Source organism: Actinomadura sp. GTD37 (assembly GCF_041951365.1).
In the GTDB taxonomy this organism is placed as follows: Bacteria; Actinomycetota; Actinomycetes; order Streptosporangiales; family Streptosporangiaceae; genus Spirillospora.
In genome coordinates this window covers 290554-309522 of sequence record NZ_JBGNUS010000003.1, presented here as the reverse complement: position 1 = coordinate 309522, position 18969 = coordinate 290554, and the positions used below count along the sequence as shown (strand labels likewise).

Below are 18969 nucleotides of genomic sequence, written 5' to 3'. Positions count from 1 at the left end.
GGCCCTACGTCGACGCGCGGGGGCGGCGGCGGATGCCGATGAGGCGCTGGAGGGCGATGAAGCCGAACAGCAGGACGCCGATGGCGATGCGCGTCCACCACGAGCTGAGGGTGCCCTCGAAGCTGAGGATGGTCTTGATGACGCCGAGGACGAGGACGCCGAGGACGCTGCCGACGAGGTACCCGGAGCCGCCGGTGAGGACGGTCCCGCCGATGACGACGGCGGCGATCGCGTCGAGTTCCATGCCGATCGCGTGGGTGGGGTCGCCCGACAGCGTGTACAGCGCGAACAGCACGCCGCCGAGCGCCGAGCAGAAGCCGCTGATCGCGTACACCTGGATCTTCGTCCGGCCGGCGGGCAGGCCCATCAGCAGCGCCGACTGCTCGTTGCCGCCGACCGCGTAGACGTTGCGGCCGGTGCGCGTCCACTGCAGGACGAAGGCGCCGGCCGCGAACACCGCCAGCGCCGTGACCGCCCCGTACGAGAGGTGGGTGCCGCCCGGGAGGTGGAGGGAGTTCAGGGCGAGGGCGTCGAAGAAGGAGTCGTCGATGGAGATCTGGTTCTCGCTGAGCGTCAGGCACAGGCCGCGCGCCAGGAACATCCCGGCGAGGGTGGCGATGAACGGCTGCACCTGGAACACCTGGATCATGTAGCCCATGCCGGCGCCGAACAGCGTCCCGAAGGCCAGCACCAGCGGGATGACGGCCGGTGCGGGCAGGTGCAGCTTCATCGTGCCGATCGCGCACAGCATGCCCGACAGCGCCACGACGGAGCCGACCGAGAGGTCGATCCCGCCGGTCAGGATGACGAACGTCATGCCGACCGCGACGACGATGAGGAAGCCGTTGTCGATGAACAGGTCGAGGAAGACCTGGGCGGTGCCGAAGTTCGGGTAGCGGATCGCCCCGACCGCGAAGGCCGCCACGAACAGCCCGAGGGTCACCAGGACGGGGACGTGCCGGCGGCGCGGCGCGAGGAGCCGGCCCCGGCCGATCGCGCTGGAAAGGACGGCGCTCACGCGGTGACCTCCTGCTTCGGCGTGGCGGGCGCGGGCTCCGCGCGGCGTCCGCGCCGCCGCCGGCCGAACTTCGCGCGGAAGGCCGGCGACTGGAGCAGGCACACGATCGTGACGACGACCGCCTCGAAGACGAGCGTGGTGCGCGGCGGGATGCCCGCGGTGTAGATGGTGGTGTCGAGGGTCTGGATGATGAGGGCGCCGACGACCGTCCCGGCCAGGGAGAACCGGCCGCCGGTGAGGGCGGTGCCGCCGAGGACGACGGCGAGGATCGCGTCCAGCTCGATCCAGAGGCCGGCGTGGTTGCCGTCCGCCGACAGCGTGTTGGAGCTGATCATCAGTCCGGCGATCCCGGCGCACAGCCCGCAGAACGCGTACGCCAGGACGATCAGCCCGGTGGCGCGGATGCCGACCAGCCGGGACGCCTCGGCGTTGCCGCCGACGGACTCCAGCAGCATGCCGAGCGCGGTGCGGCGGGTCAGCACGACGGTGACCGCGAGCGCGATCGCCACCAGGATGATCGCGAAGGGCAGGCCCAGCCAGTAGCCGCCGCCGATCAGCTTGTAGTCCTGGTCGTTGATGGTGATGATCTGCCCGCCGGTGATGAGCTGGGCGACGCCGCGCCCGGCGACCATGAGGATGAGCGTCGCGATGATGGGCTGGATGCCGAACCGGGTGACCAGGAGCCCGTTCCACGCCCCCAGCAGCAGGGACACGACGACGGCGGCGCCGATCGCGACGAACAGCCCGTGCCCCTCGCTGATCAGGTAGCAGGCCAGCGCGCCGGAGATGGCGACGGTGGCGCCGACGGACAGGTCGATGCCGCCGGTGGCGATGACGACCGTCATGCCGAGGGCGACCAGGATGAGCGGCGCGCCGAACAGCAGGATGTCGATGAGGCTGCCGTAGAGGTGGCCCTGCCGGATGCGGACCGCCAGGAAGCCGTGCGTGAAGATCACGTTGCCGAGGAGCATGGCGACCAGCACGGTCACCGGCCAGAACAGCGTGCTCCTGGTGAGGGCGGCGAGGCGGGAGAGGGATTCGGCGCGGGTCATTTCTCCGCGTCTCCGTTCGCGATGGTCTGCAGGATGCGTTCGGGGGTCAGGGACCCGTCGTTGCGGAGTTCGGCGACGAGCCTGCGGTCCCGCAGCACCTCGACCTTGTGCGAGATGCGCAGCACCTCCTCCAGTTCGGCGGAGATGAACACGACGCCCATGCCGTCGCGGGCCAGGGACACGACGAGCCGCTGGATCTCGGTCTTCGCGCCGATGTCGATGCCGCGCGTCGGCTCGTCCAGGATCAGCAGCTTCGGACGGGTGATGAGCCAGCGGGCGAGCAGCACCTTCTGCTGGTTTCCGCCCGAGAGGTTCCGCACCGGGGTGTCCGGGTTCGGCGGCTGGATGCGCAGCGCCTTGATGTACTCGTCCACGAGTTCGTCGCGCCTGCGCTGGGTGAGCGGCCGGAGCCAGCCGCGGGCGGCCTGCATGGCGAGGACGATGTTCTCCTCGACGGTCAGGTCCATGACGAGGCCGTCGCCCTTGCGGTCCTCGGGGCAGAACGCGACGCCCCGGTCGATCGCGGCGCGCGGCGTCCTGATGGAGACCGGGCCGTCGTCCGTCCGGATCCGGCCGGAGTCGGCGTGGTCCGCGCCGAAGATCAGCCGGGCGAGTTCGGAGCGGCCCGAGCCGAGGAGGCCGGCGAAACCGACCACCTCCCCCGCGTGCAGGTCCAGGTCGACGGGGGCGATCGCGCCGGTCCGCCCGACGCCTTCGAGCGCGAACAGCCGCTCGCCCCGGACGACGTCCGGCGACTCCTCGTCGAGTTCCTCCAGGGAGGCCAGCTCCTGCCCGGTCATCTTCGCGACGAGTTCGAACCGGCTCAGCTCGGCGATCGGGTACTCGCCCACGAGGCGGCCGTTGCGCAGCACCGTCACCCGGTCGCAGACCTCGTAGATCTGCTCCAGGAAGTGGGAGACGAACAGGATCGCCACGCCGTCGTCCCGCAGCCGGCGCATGACGGTGAACAGCCGGCCGACCTCGCCGCGGTCGAGGCTGGACGTCGGCTCGTCCAGGATCAGCACCTTCGCGTCCAGGTCCACCGCCCGGACGATCGCGACGAGCTGCTGCACCGCCAGCGAGTACGAGCCGAGCTGCGCGGTGACGTCGAGGTCGAGGTCGAGCCGGGCCAGCAGCTCGGCGGAGCGGCGGTTGATCGCGGTCCAGTCGATGCGGCCGAACCGGCGCGGCTGCCGTCCGATGAAGATGTTCTCGGCGACCGACAGGTTCGGGCAGAGGTTGACCTCCTGGTAGACGGTGCTGATGCCGAGCCGCTGGGCGTGCAGCGGGCCGTGGATGACGGCGCCGCGGCCGCCGATCGCGACGGTTCCGGCGTCGGCCTCGTAGACGCCGGTCAGCACCTTGATCAGGGTGGACTTCCCGGCGCCGTTCTCGCCCATCAGCGCGTGCACCTCGCCGGGGAACAGCCGGAACGCCACGTCGTCGAGGGCCTGGACGCCGGGAAACCCCTTGGAGATGCCGTCCATCTCCAGGACGGGAGCGGTCATCGCCGTCTCCTCCCCTTCCATGCTCGGGCGCCCGGCGGGGTCGCGGGCCGGCCGCGGCCCCGCCGGGACTCGCGGTGGGTCAGTACTTGCGGGTCGGCAGGGCCTCCTTGGCCTTGGCCTGGTCGAAGACGGTCTCGACGGTGACGATGCGGTTCGGGACCTTCTCGCCGGCCTTGACCTTCTTCGCCGTGTCCATCAGCTGGCCGCCCAGCAGCGGGTTGCACTCGACGATGAAGCTGAACTTGCCTTCGGCGAGCGCCTGCATGCCGTCCTTGACCGCGTCCACGGTGACGATCTTGATGTCCTTGCCGGGGGTGAGTCCGGCCTCCTGGATCGCCTGCATCGCGCCGAGGCCCATGTCGTCGTTGTGGGCGAACAGCACGTCGACGTCCTTGTGCGCCTTGAGCAGGGCCTGCATGACCTCCTTGCCCTTGGCGCGGGTGAAGTCGCCGGACTGCGAGGCGATCACCTTGAGGTTGGGGTTGGCGGCGATGGCCTGCTCGAAGCCCTTCTTCCGGTCGATCGCGGGCGCGGCGCCGACGGTGCCCTCCAACTGGATGATGTCGACCGGGTCCTTGGTGTCCTTGTACTCGTTGACGAGCCAGTCGCCGGCCTTCTTGCCCTCCTCGACGAAGTCCGAGCCGAGGAAGGTGACGTAGAGGGACGGGTCGGAGTCGACGGCCCGGTCGGTGAGGACGACCGGGATGTCCGCGGCCTTGGCCTCCTTGAGGACGGCGTCCCAGCCGGTGACGACCACGGGCGAGAAGGCGATGACGTCGACCTTCTGCTTGATGAACGACCGGATCGCGGCGATCTGGTTCTCCTGCTTCTGCTGCGCGTCGGAGAACTTCAGGTCCACGCCCGCGGTCTTCGCGGCCTCCTGGATCGACTTGGTGTTGGCCGTCCGCCAGCCCGACTCGGCGCCGACCTGCGAGAAGCCGAGGACGAGTTTCCCGGAGCCGGAACCTGAGCCGGAGCCGCCGCCGGAGCCGCAGGCGCTGAGGGCCGTCAGCGCCAGCGAGGCGCTGGCGACGGCGACGATGAGCCGCTTGAACATGGGGTTCTTCCTTCTTCCTCGGGGGTGCTCGGCGAAGGGCGTCTGGGGGGTGTCTCTGGGAACGGCCTCGGGTCGAACGTCCGGGGCGGGGGTTGTGTTAGCGCTAACATTCCATGGCGCGGAAGACCCGCGCGGCAGGACCTGCGGGCTCAGGACGGGACGCCGGTGCTCTCGCGGACGACGAGTCCGGCCCCGGCGACGAGGCGCACCCGCCGCCTGGTACCTGCGGACCGAGCGGTGCCGGGCGCGTTCCAGCGCCGGATCCCGGGGCGCCGCGAGACGGCCTCGGCCCGTCCCCCTGCCGCCCCGGCGACGTCCTTCGCCGGCGCACGCCGGCGTTCGGCCGCGCGGCCGTTCCGTGTCTCGTCCACTTTGCCCGCCTTCGTCCGTGTGGCGCGTGTCACGAATGTTTGCGCTAACTCATTGCCGTGTCAATCCCCCTGGCGGCACAACAGGACTTCACGCCGACCTTGACGCGCCGGTCTGATATCGCTAACAGAGCCTGCCTGCTCGGACGGGGCGGGTCGTGCGCCGCCGGGTCGGCCTTCCCGAACGGAGGTCGCGATGGGCGTCTCCGGGCTGCGAGAGATGCCGGGAGACCGGCGTGCCGGCCTGGGGAGATCGGCGGGTCGGCCTGGGGAGATCCCGCATCAAACGGGCGTCTGCGCGGCTCAAGATTTGGCCAAGCACGGGGTTAACGTGGGCCGTGATGTTAGAGGCCGGTCATAGCGGCAACCCCGCCTCCCGAAGGTGTTCGCAGACGGGGAGGAGCATCGGAGCGGCTCTTTGGTGGCCGGCTCATGTGATCGGCATGGCCCGAGTAAGCGTCCCACAGCGGAGATCGCAATCCGTGACGGGGGACGGGAGGCACCGTAATGACATCCGAGCCGGAGCCGCGTATCGGCGTCGTAGTGCCCATTTACAACGTCGAGCCGTACCTCGCGGAATGCCTGGCCTCGATCGCCGGGCAGTCGATCCGCGAATTGGACGTCGTGCTCGTCGACGACGGATCGACCGACGGCAGCGCGGAAGTGGCCCGGGACTTCACCGGCCGCGATCCCCGGTTCCGGCTGATCCGGCAGCCCAACGGCGGACTCGGCCACGCGCGCAATGTGGGGGCGGCGAACGTGCGCGGACGGTTCCTGGCGTTCGTCGACAGCGACGACGTGCTGCCCGGCCACGCGCTGGAACTCCTCGTCGGGACCCTGGAGCGGACGGGGTCGGACATCGCCTCGGGCAACGTCCAGCTGCTGACCGACCAGGGGCTGGAGCAGTCGCCGATGCACCGCCGCCCGATGGGCACGACGCGGCTGCGCACCCACGTCACCCGCGACCACCTGCTGATGTACGACCGGCTGGTGCCGAACAAGGTCTTCCGCCGCCGGTTCTGGGACGAGCACGCGTTCCGCTTCCCCGAGGGCGTGCTGTACGAGGACATCCCGGTCACCCTGCCGGCGCATTTCCTGGCCTCGTCCGTCGACGTCGTGAGCGAGCCGGTCTACTACTGGCGGCAGCGCGTCGGCGGCGCGCTGTCGATCACGCAGCGCCGCACCGAGATCGGCGCGGTCACCGACCGTTTCGCGGCGGTGGAGACCGTCAGCCGGTTCCTCGGCTCGCGGCCGGAACCGGAAGTGCGCGCGTGCAAACGCGAATACGACGAGGTGGCGCTGCGCAGCGACCTGCGGATCTTCCTGAATGTGCTGGACGAGGCCGACGACGAGTTCCGCACCCGATTCGTCGAACTGGCGCACGGTTTCCTGGAGCAGGCGGACCGCACGGCGCTGAACGATCTGCCCGCCATGATGCGCCTGAAGTGGCACCTCGTCGGCCGCGGATTGGTGCCCGAGTTGCTGGAGGTGCTGCGGTACGAACGCCGCGGCCTGCGGATTCCCGTGACCCGCCGACTGTGGCGCCATTACGCACGGTATCCGTTCTGGCGGGACCGCCGGCTGCGCATTCCCCGGCAGGTGTTCCGGCTCGGCGAGGAATTGGCGGCCCGCGCGCAACTGCACGAGGCGACGTGGCGGGACGGCAGACTGCACATCACCGGGCACGCCTTCATCGCCAACATCGGGACGCGCTTCCCCTGGTCGTCCCTCAAGGTCGTGGGCCTCCGGGAGACGGGGAGCGGCGCGACGCGGGTGATCCCCGCGCGGACCCGGCGCTGCCCGGACGCCGACGAGGTCGCGCGCGACCCGCATCGCAGCCACAGGTGGTCGGGGTTCGCCGGCACGATCGACCCGAAGCGGCTGCGGCGCGGCGGCCGGTACGTCGACGGGACCTGGCTGGTCGCGGCCGGCGTGTACGACCGGGGGGTGCTGCGGCGCGGCGCGCTCGCGGCGGCGTCCTCCGGCAGCGGCGCCCATCCGTCCTGGCACTACGTCGCCGAGAACGTGCGGATCGTCCCGCTGATCACGCGCGGCGGGACGCTGCGGCTGCGGGTGGAGACGGTGCGGGCCCGCCTCACCGCCCACCGGGTCGCCGACGACGCGATGGAGATCCGGGGCACGGTCCCCGGCGGCGTGCCGGACGGCGCGGCGGTGGTCGTGCGAAGGCGGGCCGGGACGCCGCTGAACCGGTATCCGGTGGCGCCGGACGGTCCCGACGGCGGGTTCCGCGCGAGGATCCCGCTTAGCGAGCTGATCGACGACATGCCCGTCCACGAGGACGATCCGGGCAGCGTGCCCGGCGCCGAGCCCGACGAGGGCGTCGGCTGGCGGCTCGACCTGAGCCTCCCGACCGGTTCGGCGGCCGCGGACGCCCCGGCGGCGGGCGGCGCCCCCGCGATGCCCGGCGCGTTCACCTCGACGGACGAGCCCGATGGCACCCCCGGAGCGCCCGACGACTTCGCCGCCGAGGAGTCCCCGGAGGCGGCCGGCGACGAGGCGGCCCCCGACGACCCCGCCCCGGCCGACGATTCCGGGGCGGACGATTCCGGGGCGGCGGACGAATTGGTCCGGATCGTCCTGGACTCCGACGTCCCCGAGGGCCTGTACGCCTTCGCCGGCAGGGAGTTCGTCGTCTACCGCTCCCGGCACGGATACGCCGGGCTGAAGGCCCGCACCCCCCGCCCGCTGCTCACCGGCGCGTCCTGGCGGCGGGACAGGACGCTGGTGCTGACCGGCGACTGCCCGCCCGGCGTGCCCGACCCGGCCGAGCTGGTGCTGCGCAGCCGCGACCGCAACGAGGAGCGTGCGTTCCCGCTGGCCCGCGCGGACGGGCGGTTCAGCGCGGAACTCCCGCTGAGCCGGCTGCCGTCCCTCGGCGGCGTCCTGCCGCTGGCGTCCGGCAAGTGGGACGTGCGCTTCCGGCGGCCCGCGAGCGCCGCGGACCCCGCCGGGCGGAGCCTCGCCGTCCCGCTGGACCACGCGGCGATCGACGGGCTCCCGGTGGAGGCGACGCTGGACGGCCGGCGCTACGTTCTCCGCGAGCAGGGGTATGACGTCCCGGTGGTGGAAGTCCATTCCGACCTGCGGCCGGACGAGCGCGGGGCCTACCGCCAGGCGCGCACCCGCGCGCGCCGCTACCGCGCGCCCCGCCGCCTCGGCTCCCTGCGGCCGGCGGTGCTCTACGACAGCTACTCCGGCAAGCAGTACTCCGACAGCCCCCGCGCCATCCACGAGGAGTTCGTGCGGCGGGACGCCGACGTGGAGCATCTGTGGGTGGTCCGCGACGCGCAGGTGGAGCTGCCGGAGACGGCGCGTCCCGTGCGGCTGTGGGGGGCCGAGTGGTACGAGGCCATGGCCCGCAGCCGCTACATCGTCACCAACGCGCACCTGCCCGAGTGGTTCGTCCGCCGTCCCGGCCAGGTCGTCGTGCAGACGTGGCACGGCACGCCGCTGAAGCGCATCGGGTTCGACATCGAGGACGTGCAGTTCGCCAACGCCCGCTACCTGGAGAAGGTGGCCAAGGAGACGCCGAGTTGGAGTTATCTGGTCTCCCCGAACGCCTTCAGCACGCCGATCCTGCGCCGGGCGTTCCGCTATGAGGGCGAACTCATCGAAACCGGATATCCGCGCAACGACGTGCTCGCCTCCCCCGACCGAGAGATGCTGGCCGCGCGGGTGCGCGAGCGGCTCGGCCTGCCGCCGGGCAAGCGCGCCGTCCTGTACGCGCCGACCTGGCGGGACGACAGCTACTACGGCCCCGGGAAGTACCGGCTCGACATGCGGCTCGACCTGGAGCGGGCGGCGGCCGAACTCGGCGACGACCACGTCCTGCTGATCCGGCGGCACCCCAACGTGGTCGACACCGTCCCAGAGGTGGCGGGCGGTTTCGTCCGGGACGTGTCGGCCTACCCCGACATCGCGGAGCTGTTCCTGGCGGCGGACGTCCTCCTGACCGACTACTCGTCCCTCATGTTCGACTACGCGAACACAGGCCGTCCCATGCTGTTCTTCACCTACGACCTGGAGCACTACCGGGACGAGCTGCGCGGCTTCTACTTCGACTTCGAACACGAGGCGCCCGGCCCGCTGCTCGGCTCGTCCGACGAGGTGATCGAGGCCCTCCGCTCCATCGACGAGGTCGGACGCGCCTACACCGCCCCCTACGAGCGGTTCACCGAGCGCTTCTGCGAGCTGGACGACGGCAAGGCCGCCAGCCGGGTCGTCGACCGCGTCCTGCGGTCCGGCTGATGAGACCCCCGGCATGACGCGCACCGGCCCGCGGGCGGCACGGCACCCCGCCGTCCTGGCGCTGATCGCGTGGGTCGTGGCGACCCCCGCGGCGATGCTGCTGCCCGCCCTCGCCGACCGGAACCCCTTCACTCCCCGGGGCGCGGTCCTGCCGATCGCCGCGGGCGGCCTGCTGCTCGCCGCCGCGCTGGCGCTGGCGGCCGCCTGGCGCGGCGCGTCCCGCGCGGACGCGCTGTCGGGGGTGTGCGCCGGGCTGCTGGCCGCGTGGGTGGCGCTCGCCCTGCGGAACTCCCTGTACGGCACCCCCTTCGGCTTCGCCGGGCTCGTCGGGGACGAGGGCCGGATGAGCGCGATGGTCACCCGCTACAGCGCCACCGCCGTCCCGACGGACGGCATCGTCGCCGGGACGCCCACCGAGTACCCGCCGCTGTTCCCGTGGCTGGTCGGCAGAATCGCGGCGCTGCTGGGCGTCCCCGCGTGGCAGCTGCTCGGCGACGCGCAGATCCTGACCATCTCGGGGGCCGTGCTCCTGACGTTCATGCTGTGGACCCGTCTCGTGCCCGCGCCCGCCGCGCTCGCCGTCGCCGCCGCCGCGCTGGTGACCTTCGCCGATCCGCGCAAGGCGCACGAGGTCGTCGCGCTGGCCGTGTTCATCCCGTGGGTCGCGGCTACGTTCGGCCGCCCGCCGCGCGGCCGGCTGCACTGGCTGCCGGCGGGCGTCCTCGGCGGCCTCATCGTGGCGACCTACCTGGGGTTCGCGCTGTGGGGCGCGGCCGGGATCATCGTCCTGGCCTGGCTCGCCTGGCGGACGTCCGACGACCGCCGCCGCTACGTGTCGTACCTGGTCAAGGTGGTCGTAGTGGCCGCCGTGACCGCGAGCTGGTACGTGGTCCCCTACGGCTGGGCGCTGCTGCGCGAGGGCGGGCAGATGGTCTCCGACCAGTTCCCGGCGCCCGCGATCACCGGCGAGCCGTTCCCGTTCCTGACCGCCACGCCGCTGGGCGCCCTGCAGACGATCGGCCTGCTGGGCGTCGTCTGGTACCGCCGCGCCGCCTGGTGGGCCACCCCGCTGCTCTGCCTGGTCGCCAGCGCCTACCTGTACCGCGCCGTCGCCGCCACCCGCTACATCATCACGGGACATACCGGCCTCTACTACCACACCGCCCGCATGATCACGGTGCTGCTCGCCATCGCGGGCGTCCTCACGATCGCCCACGCGGCGCCGGGCCTGATCCGCCGGCTCGCCACCCGCGACACGATCCCGCACGGCCTCACCGCCACCGCCGTCGCCGGGCTGATCGGCTGGTCCGCGTTCACCTACTGGCACGCCTGGACGCCGCCGACCAGCGACATCGCCACCACCGGCGGCAGCCGACGCTACGCCACGCTCGCCCATGCCGAGCCGCGTCCGGGCGGCGCCCTCCCCCGCTACGCGCCGGCGCGGCCCACCACGCGCTGGTTCCCGGTCACGCCGATCCGGAGGACGGTGACCGGCGTCCTCGGACGCGGCGCCGCACCCCGCACGCTCTCCTATGACGAACGGCTGTTCGCCTTCCTGCCGTGGCCCGGCTACATCGCCGTCGACCGCACCGCCGCGTCCAGCACGACCCACTGGGACGACCGCCACGCCGCCCTGACCGCCTTGGCCGCCGTCCGCGATCCGGCCGGGTTCGCGGCCGCCGCGGGCAAGACCCGGTTCGGCCGCATCGACGTGTTCATCCTGCGCGCGGGCCCGGCGGCGTGGACGTGGCGCGACGTCCGCTTCCGCCCCGAGCAGTTCGCCGCCGCCCACTTCACCGTGCGGATGCTCCCGAGCGACACCGTGGTCGCCATCCGCCGCGACCGCTGACCCCTGGCGTCCCGGCGGTCAGGGCTCGGCGCGGGTGACGCGGATCTTCGATTGGCCATGCGGGAGCTCTTCCCAGTCGTCCATGAAGCGGGCCGCGAAACCATGCCGTCCGGCGAGCCGGGTCAGCGTCTCGGTGCGGTAGTAGAAGTCCTCGCGGAGGACGTGGTGCTCGGTTCCCTCGGTGCGGTCGAAGGTGAAGTCGAAGAATCCGCCGGGCGCGAGGACGCGACCGACGTGCGCGAGGCATTCGTCGATGACCTCGATGGGCGAATGGCTGAACACGCTGTGCGCGTGCACGACCGTGAAATGGTGGGACGGCAGGAACCGCAACTTCAGGTCGTCGACGAGCGTCAGGTGCGGCAGCTTCTCCTGAAGGTCCTGCTGGACGAGGGTGTGCTGCGCCGCGAGCAGAATGTCGGGCGAGATGTCGATGCCGTAGTAGTTGCCGGCGTCCAGGTAGTCGATGAACCGCCAGCCGGCGCGCAGATTTCCGCAGCCGATCTCCAGGACCCGGTCGTCGGGTTTCAGCCCGTGCTGGACGAGGTAGTCGAACTGCATCTGGCCGAGCTTCAGCCAGCGCTCACGGGTGGGGCTGCCGACTGCGGCCTCCGGGCTCCGCGCCGCGTCCGCCTTCATCACGGCCCGGTAGTAGGCCACATGGCTCCGATGGGCGGCGCGCAATTTCAGGTCGCGGGTGACTCTGGACAGATATGCCTTGATCTTGTCCGGGTTCTGGGTCGCATAGCGGATTTTGTACGTCAGGCTCGCGCGGTTCCTCCGCACGCGCGGCGGCGGTTTCGTCATCGAGTTCATCCCCGTGGGCGGTCCGGCAGGTGCGGTGAGTGCCCTACCCCGGCCACCGGCCGCTACCCCCGGGCGGACACCCGGGGGCGGGCCGCGAGAGCGCTATGGCCTGATCGACTGGCTGTTGCGGAAGATGTTCAGCGGATCCCAGCGGCGCTTCACCCTCTGGAGGGCGGGATATGCGTCCTTGTAGTAAAGGACTGGCGATTTCTGATTCGACTTGTTCCAGGTCGCGTCGTCGAGGTCGACGTCCGGGTAATTGATGTAGCAGCCGTCGGTCAGCGCGTCCTGCGGATTGGGGTCGCCCACCTTGGGGACGCCGCCGGTCTGGGCGAACGTCGCCTGGTACGTCTTGCGGATCCAGTCCAGGTACTTGGCTTCCTTGGGGTCGTTCTTCGTCCAGTAGACCTGGTACTGCATCTTCATGATGGAGTCGCGCTGCCGCGCCGCCGTGTCATGGGGCGGCCTGTTGATGGCGCCGCCGTAGGAGTCGATCTGGATGAGGGACTGCGGGTTGACGTAGTCGCGGAAGGGCCCGTCCTTGCTGAGGTGGGACCACATCGCGTCTATCTGCTTCGCGTCGAACGGCTTGCGCATGTAGGCGGACTTGTACTTCCCGCACTGGTCCTCGCCGCTGCTGTCCAGGACCTGGGTGGCCGTCAGCCAGGGCATGTCCCGCGGGATCTTCAAATGCCCGAGGGACGGGCGCTCCCCCATGAACGTCCGCATCGCCGTCGCCTCGGCGCGTATCCCGCTGTTGATCTGGGCGAGGAACGCGTCCATCGTCGCGGCCCCGTCCTTGTCGTCGATGTCCACTTGGGCGGTGAGGCCGATCTGGCCGTTGCTGTGGTGGTTGAGCGCGAGCAGGGCGAACAGTTTCCCGGCGGCCTTGGTCGGGTCCTGGTGGTCGCGGAAGTACGCCCCGAAAGTGTTGAGCAGGGACGTGAAGTCGCTCTTGGTGAAGCCGTCCCAGTTCCAGGCGATGCCGGCCAGGCGCACCCTGCTGGGCGGCTGCGGAAGGTCCTTGAACCAGAACTTCGTGATAAGCCCGAAGTTTCCGCCACCGCCGCCCGTGTGCGCCCACCAGAGTTCTCTGCGCTCGGCGTTCCAGTCGTCGCGGCGCGCCACGACGAGTTCGACGGTGTGGTCGCGCCTCACGACCGCCACTTCGACCGCGTAGAGATAGTCGACGGTGAGCCCGAACTGCCGCGAAAGCAGGCCGTATCCGCCTCCGGTGATGTGCCCGCCGAGGCCCACGGAATAGCAGGAGCCCCCCGGCAGCGCCCTCCCGCTGATCGGATAGAGGTGGCTGTAGGCGTGCCAGTTGCTGGCGCCGGCCTCCACGCAGTAGGCGTCCATGTCGGGGTCGTAGTACATCCCGCACATCTGGGTGACGTCGAATATCACCCGCACGTCGTCCCCGCACACGAAGTTCTCGTAGCAGTGCCCGCCGGAACGGACGGTGATGCGCGTGCGCTCCGGGTTCTTCGGCTGCTCCCGCACCGCCTGCTCCAGCGCGACCTTGGCCTCTTCGGACGACCGCAGCATCCGGACGTACTCGGGCTGGGCGATCCACCGCTGGTTGAAGCCGCGGCTGAGCGAGGGGTACCGCTTGTCGCCCGGCCGCACGACCGTCGACGGCTGGGGAGAGCTGCTGGTCATCGAAGCACCACCTTCTGAGAGGACGCGAACGGCCACCGCGCGACCGTCACACCGCTCAGGGGGCGGCGGCAGCGGCCGCACAGTATTCGACTACTCTCAGCTTCCCGGCACTCACTCTCCGGAAACGACAGGTAAGGGCCATGTAGCGGCGGATTGATCGCTTCGGCGGGTTCCGCGTCAGGTGGGCAGGGTCGCGCTGTAGTCGGCGAAACGCTCGTCGACGTCGCCCGCCGTAAGCCCGAAATCTGCGAGCGAGTACCGGTGGGACGGCTTGGCGGCGCCACTTCGGCTCTCGCCGTGAAGCTCCGCCATCGCCGTCCGGGCCTCGTCGGTGAACGGCAGGCCGAAGCGCGCGTAAACGGTTGCGACGGTGCCGATCGGGTCACGGACGAAGTCGTCGTAGTAGACGTCCGCGAACTGCTCGGGGTTGTGGCGCGCCCGTGCCTCGTGGAATTGGTCGAGGCCCCTGCTCCACAGTTCGAGCTGGGCGGAGCCGATCGCCGCGCCGGTGAACAGGTCCGACCATCCAGCCGTGACGTGCGCGGCGAGGCTGCACATGGACGCCATGGCCGTGCGCGGTGTCCGGTGGGTCTGGATGATGAGGGCGTCAGGGTAGACGTCGAGCAGCGCGTCCAGGGCGAAGAGGTGGCTGGGGTTCTTCAGCACCCAGCGCCGTCCGACGTCGTTCAGGCCGATGAGCTGGAGATTGGCGCGATGCCTGCGATAGGCGGGCGTCCAATCCTGTGCTGCGAGCCAAGAGGAATAGGACGGCACGTGTGCCAGGGACTCGTAGGAGATCGACGTCATACTCTGCCGCAGAAGCTGCCAGCACTCTTCGACGGAGTCCGCCGAGATGTAATGGACGCCCATGAATTCGGGGTTCGCGATGTGGTGCCGACGATAGGCGGCATCGATCGCCTGGAACACCGGGTTGTCCGCCCAGGTCTCCCTGGGCGGACGCGGCTGCGGCATCTCGCTCAACCACAGGTCGAGACCCTGGTGGCCGGGGTCGGCGGTGAGCAGCCGGTGCAGCGCGGTGGTGCCGGTGCGAGGCAGGCCGGTGACGAAGACAGGCCGCTCGATGGGCACGTCCGCGTACTCCGGATGCCGTTTCCAGGACGCCTCGGAGAACAGCCGGGCCGCGAGGGCACCGCGCAGCATGGCCCGGTGCGCCTTGTTCCCGAGTGGAGTGAGCCCGGCCTCCTTCTCCATGGACTCCAGCAGAACCTTCAGCCCGTCCAGGTACTCGTCACCGCCGAAGTCGTCCATTCCGGTCACCTTGCCGGCGGACGCGTGGAGATCCTCGACGGTCCCCACGCTGTCGCGACCTGCGCTCATCGGTACGCCCTCTCCTAGGGTTGCCTAGTGGTGCCATTCGCCGGAATTGACGTCCAGGCATTGCCCGGTGACCGCCCGCGCCAGCGGCGACAGCATGAAAACCACGGCGTCGGCGACCTCGTCCGGCTCGGGCAGTTTGCGTAGGTCGGTCGTCGCGGCGTTCTCGTCGTAGACGTCCTGCATCGTGACGCCGCGCTTCTTGGCGAGGTGGTTGAAATACCACTGGAGGTTGTCGGCCCAGATGTATCCGGGGGCGATGGTGTTGATCCGGATGCCGCGCGGCCCGAGCTCGGTCGAAAGGTTCTGCGCCATCGCGAGCAACGACGCCTTGGCCATCTTGTAGGCGCCGAACGTCCGCCGCGAATGCCGCAGCACCGCCGAGTTGATCATCACGACCGACCCGCCGCGCTCTTCCAATGCGGGCACGAACAACCTGGTCAGATGCAACGCGGCGAGCACATTGGTCTCGAACCCGGCCCGCACCGCATCAAGGTCGACCTTCATCAGGTCGGTCAGCGGCGGCGTCGCGAAAGCATTGTTGATGAGGCCGTCCACACGCCCGAATGATTGTTGAGCCGTCTCCGCGAGCCGCTCGCACGCCGCCGCGTCATTGATGTCGGTCGGGACGACGACGGCACGCCGCCCGATGTCCTCGACTTCCTTGGCGACCTCGGCGAGCCGTTCCTCATTGCGCGCCGCGAGCACCACATCGGCGCCGGCCTTGGCGCACTGAACGGCGAGCCCGCGTCCCAGCCCAGGCCCGACACCGGAGACGACGATGACCTTGTCTTCCAGCAGCCCCGCCATCAGCCCAGCATCCTCTTCGCCACGGCGACCTGGCGACCGGCGATCTTCTCCGCCCACTCCTCCGCGGAGACCCGCTGTTTCTCATAGAACGGCAGGACGCGAGCCAGTTCGTCGAACTTCACGACCTCCACAGCGGGCCCGTCCTCGGGCGTGAGATCGCGCTCAACCCGCTGCCAGCGGAATTGCAGATAACCGCGACTGTGCCCCGTCCGCTCGATCCAGTTGGCGAGCCCTGGATCCCGCTCGCTGACGACGTACCGGACTTTCCCGTCCTCGTCGATCCTCGCTTGGTCGACGGTGAGGCTCGTCTGGTGGTTGATGTAGTCGAGCGAGATGTACCACATGCTGCCGAGCTGGAAGCCCTGGTAGGGCGCCACTTCCCGGTCGGCGGCCGGCGCGGTGATGACCATGACCTCGTCGTCGTCGAGGTCGTAGTGCCCGACAGATGAGAACTGGGTGGACAGCCCGCCGGGGGTCAGCCGCGGCTCGGTCAGCGTGTTGACGGGCAGTTGAAGGTAATGCCATTCGGGGAAGGCCAGGAACGTACGGATCCTGGAGACCAGCATTTTCGCAGCGATCTGGTACCGCCGCGCCATCCGCTCGGACGGGACGGACAGCGGAGACGTCCCGAGCGTGTCGGCCCGATGGATGCGAATTTCGCCCGCCCGCTCACTTTCCCAGTCGCTGAACACCTCCCGGGCGATGAGCATCGCCGCCCCGTCCGGAAGCACGACGTAACCGGGCCCGGCGTCATCCTTAGGCGGGCCGAACCGCAACTGGAACGACCCGTCGTCGGCGATATCGAGCTTGCGGTCGTCGAACGCAGTCAGACTGTCGGGCGACTGCGTAGGCGAGTAGTCGCCGTTCATGACCTGGAAGCTCAGATCGGCGGTCGTCCCCCGCCGTCCGGTCACCACATACTCGGCGTCGTCCCGGATGTAGGCGTGGAAGTACAACGTGTCCGGGTTGTCGAGCCCCAACTTGGTGTAAGGCCCGGTCGAGGACGCGAAGAACGGATAGTCCTGCTGGTAGGCGCCGACCATGTGCAGACACGCCTTGATGCTGCCGGACAGGTAGTCGAGCCCCTCGGCCAGGTCCTGATCGGTCTTGACGTGCGGAGCGGTACGGATGATCCGCTCGGCCTCGACCATCGCGTCCGCGAACACGCGCGTCGCCGATTCGAAGCCGTCTGCCTTGCCTTCGGGTGAGTCGGTGGCCACCGGGCACTCCTGGGGACGCAGGGCGCGAACACCGTTGTGCTCGCGGCACTGAGGCTCCAGAAGCTAGAACCGGTTCTAAGCCAGGTCAACGCCCGGTCCCGGTCAATGGGAGGTCGTGAACTTCAGGCTCGGCGCGTCGTCCAGCGACACCATGTACTCGTACGTCCGCCGATGCCCGGTCTTCTCGACCAACCACCGCCCGTCCTCACGCCGGTACGTGTCGTAGTAGAACGCGGCCCCGCGAATCAGCAGGTTGTGCGCCGGGATGATGATCGAGTCGTCCAGCGACCACACCCCGGAAGCCCGGTCCCCGTCGATGTCGATCTCGGGAGCCCCGGCCGCATGCGCACTGATCTTGGTCTCGTCCAGGTTCTCCCGCATGTACTGGACGATCGCGTCCCGCCCCTCCAGCCGAAGCGTCTTCCCGAGCACCGGAGTGTCGTACTCGGCGACCGCATCTTCGACGAACACCTCGGCGAACTCGTCCCACAGCTTCAGGTCGACGCAGCGCAGGTAGCGGTACTTGAGCCGCCGGATCTCTTCCAGAGCAACCAGGTCCATGCGCCCAAGACTGGCCGCTGCGACGCGATTAGACAAGAACAGGTTCTACTCTCATCCTCGCGAAGCGAGCGGCCATGCGGCTTTGGCTCGGACGGCACCGCGGCCGGACGCCACATCCGCCTAGGAGTTGACCGATTCACCGGGCCGTCCACCGTCGTCCTGATGCGAGGAAGCAGGTCGGGCGGCGGTCAGTTCGCACCGACCCTGCGCGCAAGAGCGCTACAAACGGCCCATGGAGATGGTCTGCCCCAGCCCGATCATCCAGCAGGCCGGGCACCCACGCAGTACAAGCAGGCCAATCGGTGCGAGCAAGACGCTGCCGAGTCCGAGCAACGGAATCAGCGCGAACGAGCCGAACCCCGCCGGCGCCGCGCAGCAGGTGCCAGCGAAGTGACGCGCTCGCAAAGCTCAAATTGTCAGCCATCGCAGCCGCCGGGGGCCGGGCGGGACGCACCCTGCAGCGTGCCGTGAAGCGCCGCGCGGGGACGATGCAGGCGGGACGTCATCGTGGGAAGGCTGAGGCCGAGCGTTGCGGCGACCGTCCGTCCGCTGAGACCGTGGACGGCCCACATGATCAGCACCTGTCGCTGGTCGGGCAGGCAGAGCGGCGATCGCCGCCGCCATCCGGCCCGCTTCCAAGCGTCGCAGAACCTCATCCTCGGCTGAGACCGTACCCACCTCAGGGACCGCCTCGCAGTGCCGCGGCCCCAGCCGCGCCCGCCAACGGCCGTACAGGTCACGGTCGGCCGGCGCAGGTGATCAGTACCTCCAGGCGACGGGACGGCCCCTACTGCCCGGCCCCGGCAATCGGAAGCAGTCTCAGTTCCCCTCAGCCTGCGAATGCGCGAAGCTACAGCGCTCGCCGTTGGTGAACCGCGCGGGCGATTTTCGAAGCGGCCTCGTTCGTGTCTTCATGCTCCCAGATACGGATTACCGACCAACCGGCGTCCCTGAGGAGACCATCCGTCTCGGCATCGCGTTCACGGTTGCGCTCGACCTTCTCAGCCCAGTAGGCGGCGTTCGTGGCCGACTTGGTGTGGTGTTCGGGGCAGCCGTGCCAGAAGCAGCCGTCCATGAAGACCGCCACCTTCGCCTTGGTGAAGACCAGGTCGGCCGTTCGGCGCACCTTGGGAAGCGGACGCATTGACACCCGGTACCGCAGCCCGAGCGCGTGGACGGCTCGACGCAAGGCCAACTCCGGCTTCGTGCCCCGGCTCTTGTTGCCCTGCATGCTCTTGCGAACGCCGGCGCTCGACGCCCGGGTCGGCCTTTGTACTCCCACAGCCCAACCGTACGCAAAAGGGCGGCAGCATGCTTCCAATCACCGTGCCGTCGTCCCACACGCCGGCCGCGCACCCGCCGGGGACGGTCACCCGTGCGGTAACCCCAGCCCACCGCACCGGGGCCGCCACTCCTCATTGAATCCAGGTGCGTCACCCGAAGAAAGCACAATGAT

15 protein-coding genes are annotated in these 18969 nt (G+C 69.8%); 2 read left to right on the top strand and 13 right to left on the bottom strand.

What is annotated here, in order from left to right:
• Positions 1-4: 4 nt before the first annotated feature.
• From yjfF to ACA511_RS19785, 5 genes are all read right to left on the bottom strand, one after another.
• On the bottom strand, positions 5-1018 hold the full coding sequence (gene yjfF, locus ACA511_RS19805) for a galactofuranose ABC transporter, permease protein YjfF (protein WP_375025881.1): 1014 nt from the start codon (positions 1016-1018) through the stop codon (positions 5-7).
• Positions 1015-2070: an ABC transporter permease gene (locus tag ACA511_RS19800; protein ID WP_375025880.1), complete on the bottom strand. Its 1056-nt coding sequence runs from the start codon at positions 2068-2070 to the stop codon at positions 1015-1017. The genes yjfF and ACA511_RS19800 overlap by 4 nt, the downstream gene beginning before the upstream one ends.
• The gene (locus ACA511_RS19795; protein ID WP_375025879.1) at positions 2067-3578 is read right to left on the bottom strand and encodes a sugar ABC transporter ATP-binding protein; all 1512 of its coding nucleotides are present in this window, start codon (positions 3576-3578) and stop codon (positions 2067-2069) included. Before ACA511_RS19795 ends, ACA511_RS19800 begins: the two co-directional genes overlap by 4 nt.
• Before the next feature lie 79 nt (positions 3579-3657).
• Positions 3658-4635 carry an ABC transporter substrate-binding protein gene (locus ACA511_RS19790; RefSeq protein ID WP_375025878.1) on the bottom strand — a complete coding sequence of 326 codons (978 nt, stop codon included), beginning with the start codon at positions 4633-4635 and terminating at the stop codon, positions 3658-3660.
• A 149-nt stretch (positions 4636-4784) separates the two neighbouring features.
• A complete protein-coding gene (locus tag ACA511_RS19785; protein WP_375025877.1) occupies positions 4785-5006 on the bottom strand; it encodes a hypothetical protein in 222 nt (73 codons plus the stop codon).
• Between the two features lie 504 nt (positions 5007-5510).
• Between ACA511_RS19785 and ACA511_RS19780 the strand changes: the two genes are divergently transcribed.
• Both ACA511_RS19780 and ACA511_RS19775 read left to right on the top strand, forming a co-directional pair.
• Positions 5511-9272 carry a CDP-glycerol glycerophosphotransferase family protein gene (locus tag ACA511_RS19780; protein ID WP_375025876.1) on the top strand — a complete coding sequence of 1254 codons (3762 nt, stop codon included), beginning with the start codon at positions 5511-5513 and terminating at the stop codon, positions 9270-9272.
• A gap of 13 nt (positions 9273-9285) precedes the next feature.
• Entirely contained in the window at positions 9286-11121 is a 1836-nt protein-coding gene (locus tag ACA511_RS19775; RefSeq protein WP_375025875.1) for an arabinofuranosyltransferase, read from the top strand.
• Positions 11122-11139: 18 nt separating this feature from the next.
• Here the strand turns inward: ACA511_RS19775 and ACA511_RS19770 are convergent, their stop codons facing one another.
• From ACA511_RS19770 to ACA511_RS19735, 8 genes are all read right to left on the bottom strand, one after another.
• Positions 11140-11925, bottom strand: a complete 786-nt coding sequence (locus ACA511_RS19770) for a class I SAM-dependent methyltransferase (RefSeq protein WP_375025874.1) — start codon at positions 11923-11925, stop codon at positions 11140-11142.
• 102 nt (positions 11926-12027) lie between these two features.
• On the bottom strand, positions 12028-13587 hold the full coding sequence (locus tag ACA511_RS19765) for a BBE domain-containing protein (protein ID WP_375025872.1): 1560 nt from the start codon (positions 13585-13587) through the stop codon (positions 12028-12030).
• A 177-nt stretch (positions 13588-13764) separates the two neighbouring features.
• The gene (locus ACA511_RS19760; RefSeq protein WP_375025871.1) at positions 13765-14925 is read right to left on the bottom strand and encodes a sulfotransferase; all 1161 of its coding nucleotides are present in this window, start codon (positions 14923-14925) and stop codon (positions 13765-13767) included.
• Between the two features lie 24 nt (positions 14926-14949).
• The gene (locus tag ACA511_RS19755; RefSeq protein WP_375025870.1) at positions 14950-15732 is read right to left on the bottom strand and encodes an SDR family oxidoreductase; all 783 of its coding nucleotides are present in this window, start codon (positions 15730-15732) and stop codon (positions 14950-14952) included.
• On the bottom strand, positions 15732-16952 hold the full coding sequence (locus ACA511_RS19750) for a hypothetical protein (RefSeq protein WP_375025869.1): 1221 nt from the start codon (positions 16950-16952) through the stop codon (positions 15732-15734). The genes ACA511_RS19755 and ACA511_RS19750 overlap by 1 nt, the downstream gene beginning before the upstream one ends.
• Positions 16953-17054: 102 nt before the next feature.
• On the bottom strand, positions 17055-17513 hold the full coding sequence (locus tag ACA511_RS19745; RefSeq protein ID WP_375025868.1) for a nuclear transport factor 2 family protein: 459 nt from the start codon (positions 17511-17513) through the stop codon (positions 17055-17057).
• Between the two features lie 416 nt (positions 17514-17929).
• Positions 17930-18169 carry a sigma factor-like helix-turn-helix DNA-binding protein gene (locus ACA511_RS19740; protein ID WP_375025867.1) on the bottom strand — a complete coding sequence of 80 codons (240 nt, stop codon included), beginning with the start codon at positions 18167-18169 and terminating at the stop codon, positions 17930-17932.
• 194 nt (positions 18170-18363) lie between these two features.
• Entirely contained in the window at positions 18364-18795 is a 432-nt protein-coding gene (locus tag ACA511_RS19735) for a very short patch repair endonuclease (protein WP_375025866.1), read from the bottom strand.
• Between the last annotated feature and the right edge of the window lie 174 nt (positions 18796-18969).

Coding starts and splice junctions, on each gene's coding strand:
- ACA511_RS19795 (WP_375025879.1), bottom strand. CDS start 3,578: ATGACCGCTCCCGTCCTGGAGATGGACGGCATCTCCAAGGGGTTTCCC.
- ACA511_RS19760 (WP_375025871.1), bottom strand. CDS start 14,925: ATGAGCGCAGGTCGCGACAGCGTGGGGACCGTCGAGGATCTCCACGCG.
- ACA511_RS19740 (WP_375025867.1), bottom strand. CDS start 18,169: ATGAGGTTCTGCGACGCTTGGAAGCGGGCCGGATGGCGGCGGCGATCG.
- ACA511_RS19790 (WP_375025878.1), bottom strand. CDS start 4,635: ATGTTCAAGCGGCTCATCGTCGCCGTCGCCAGCGCCTCGCTGGCGCTG.
- ACA511_RS19800 (WP_375025880.1), bottom strand. CDS start 2,070: ATGACCCGCGCCGAATCCCTCTCCCGCCTCGCCGCCCTCACCAGGAGC.
- ACA511_RS19775 (WP_375025875.1), top strand. CDS start 9,286: ATGACGCGCACCGGCCCGCGGGCGGCACGGCACCCCGCCGTCCTGGCG.
- ACA511_RS19745 (WP_375025868.1), bottom strand. CDS start 17,513: ATGGACCTGGTTGCTCTGGAAGAGATCCGGCGGCTCAAGTACCGCTAC.
- ACA511_RS19765 (WP_375025872.1), bottom strand. CDS start 13,587: ATGACCAGCAGCTCTCCCCAGCCGTCGACGGTCGTGCGGCCGGGCGAC.
- ACA511_RS19780 (WP_375025876.1), top strand. CDS start 5,511: ATGACATCCGAGCCGGAGCCGCGTATCGGCGTCGTAGTGCCCATTTAC.
- ACA511_RS19755 (WP_375025870.1), bottom strand. CDS start 15,732: ATGGCGGGGCTGCTGGAAGACAAGGTCATCGTCGTCTCCGGTGTCGGG.
- ACA511_RS19770 (WP_375025874.1), bottom strand. CDS start 11,925: ATGACGAAACCGCCGCCGCGCGTGCGGAGGAACCGCGCGAGCCTGACG.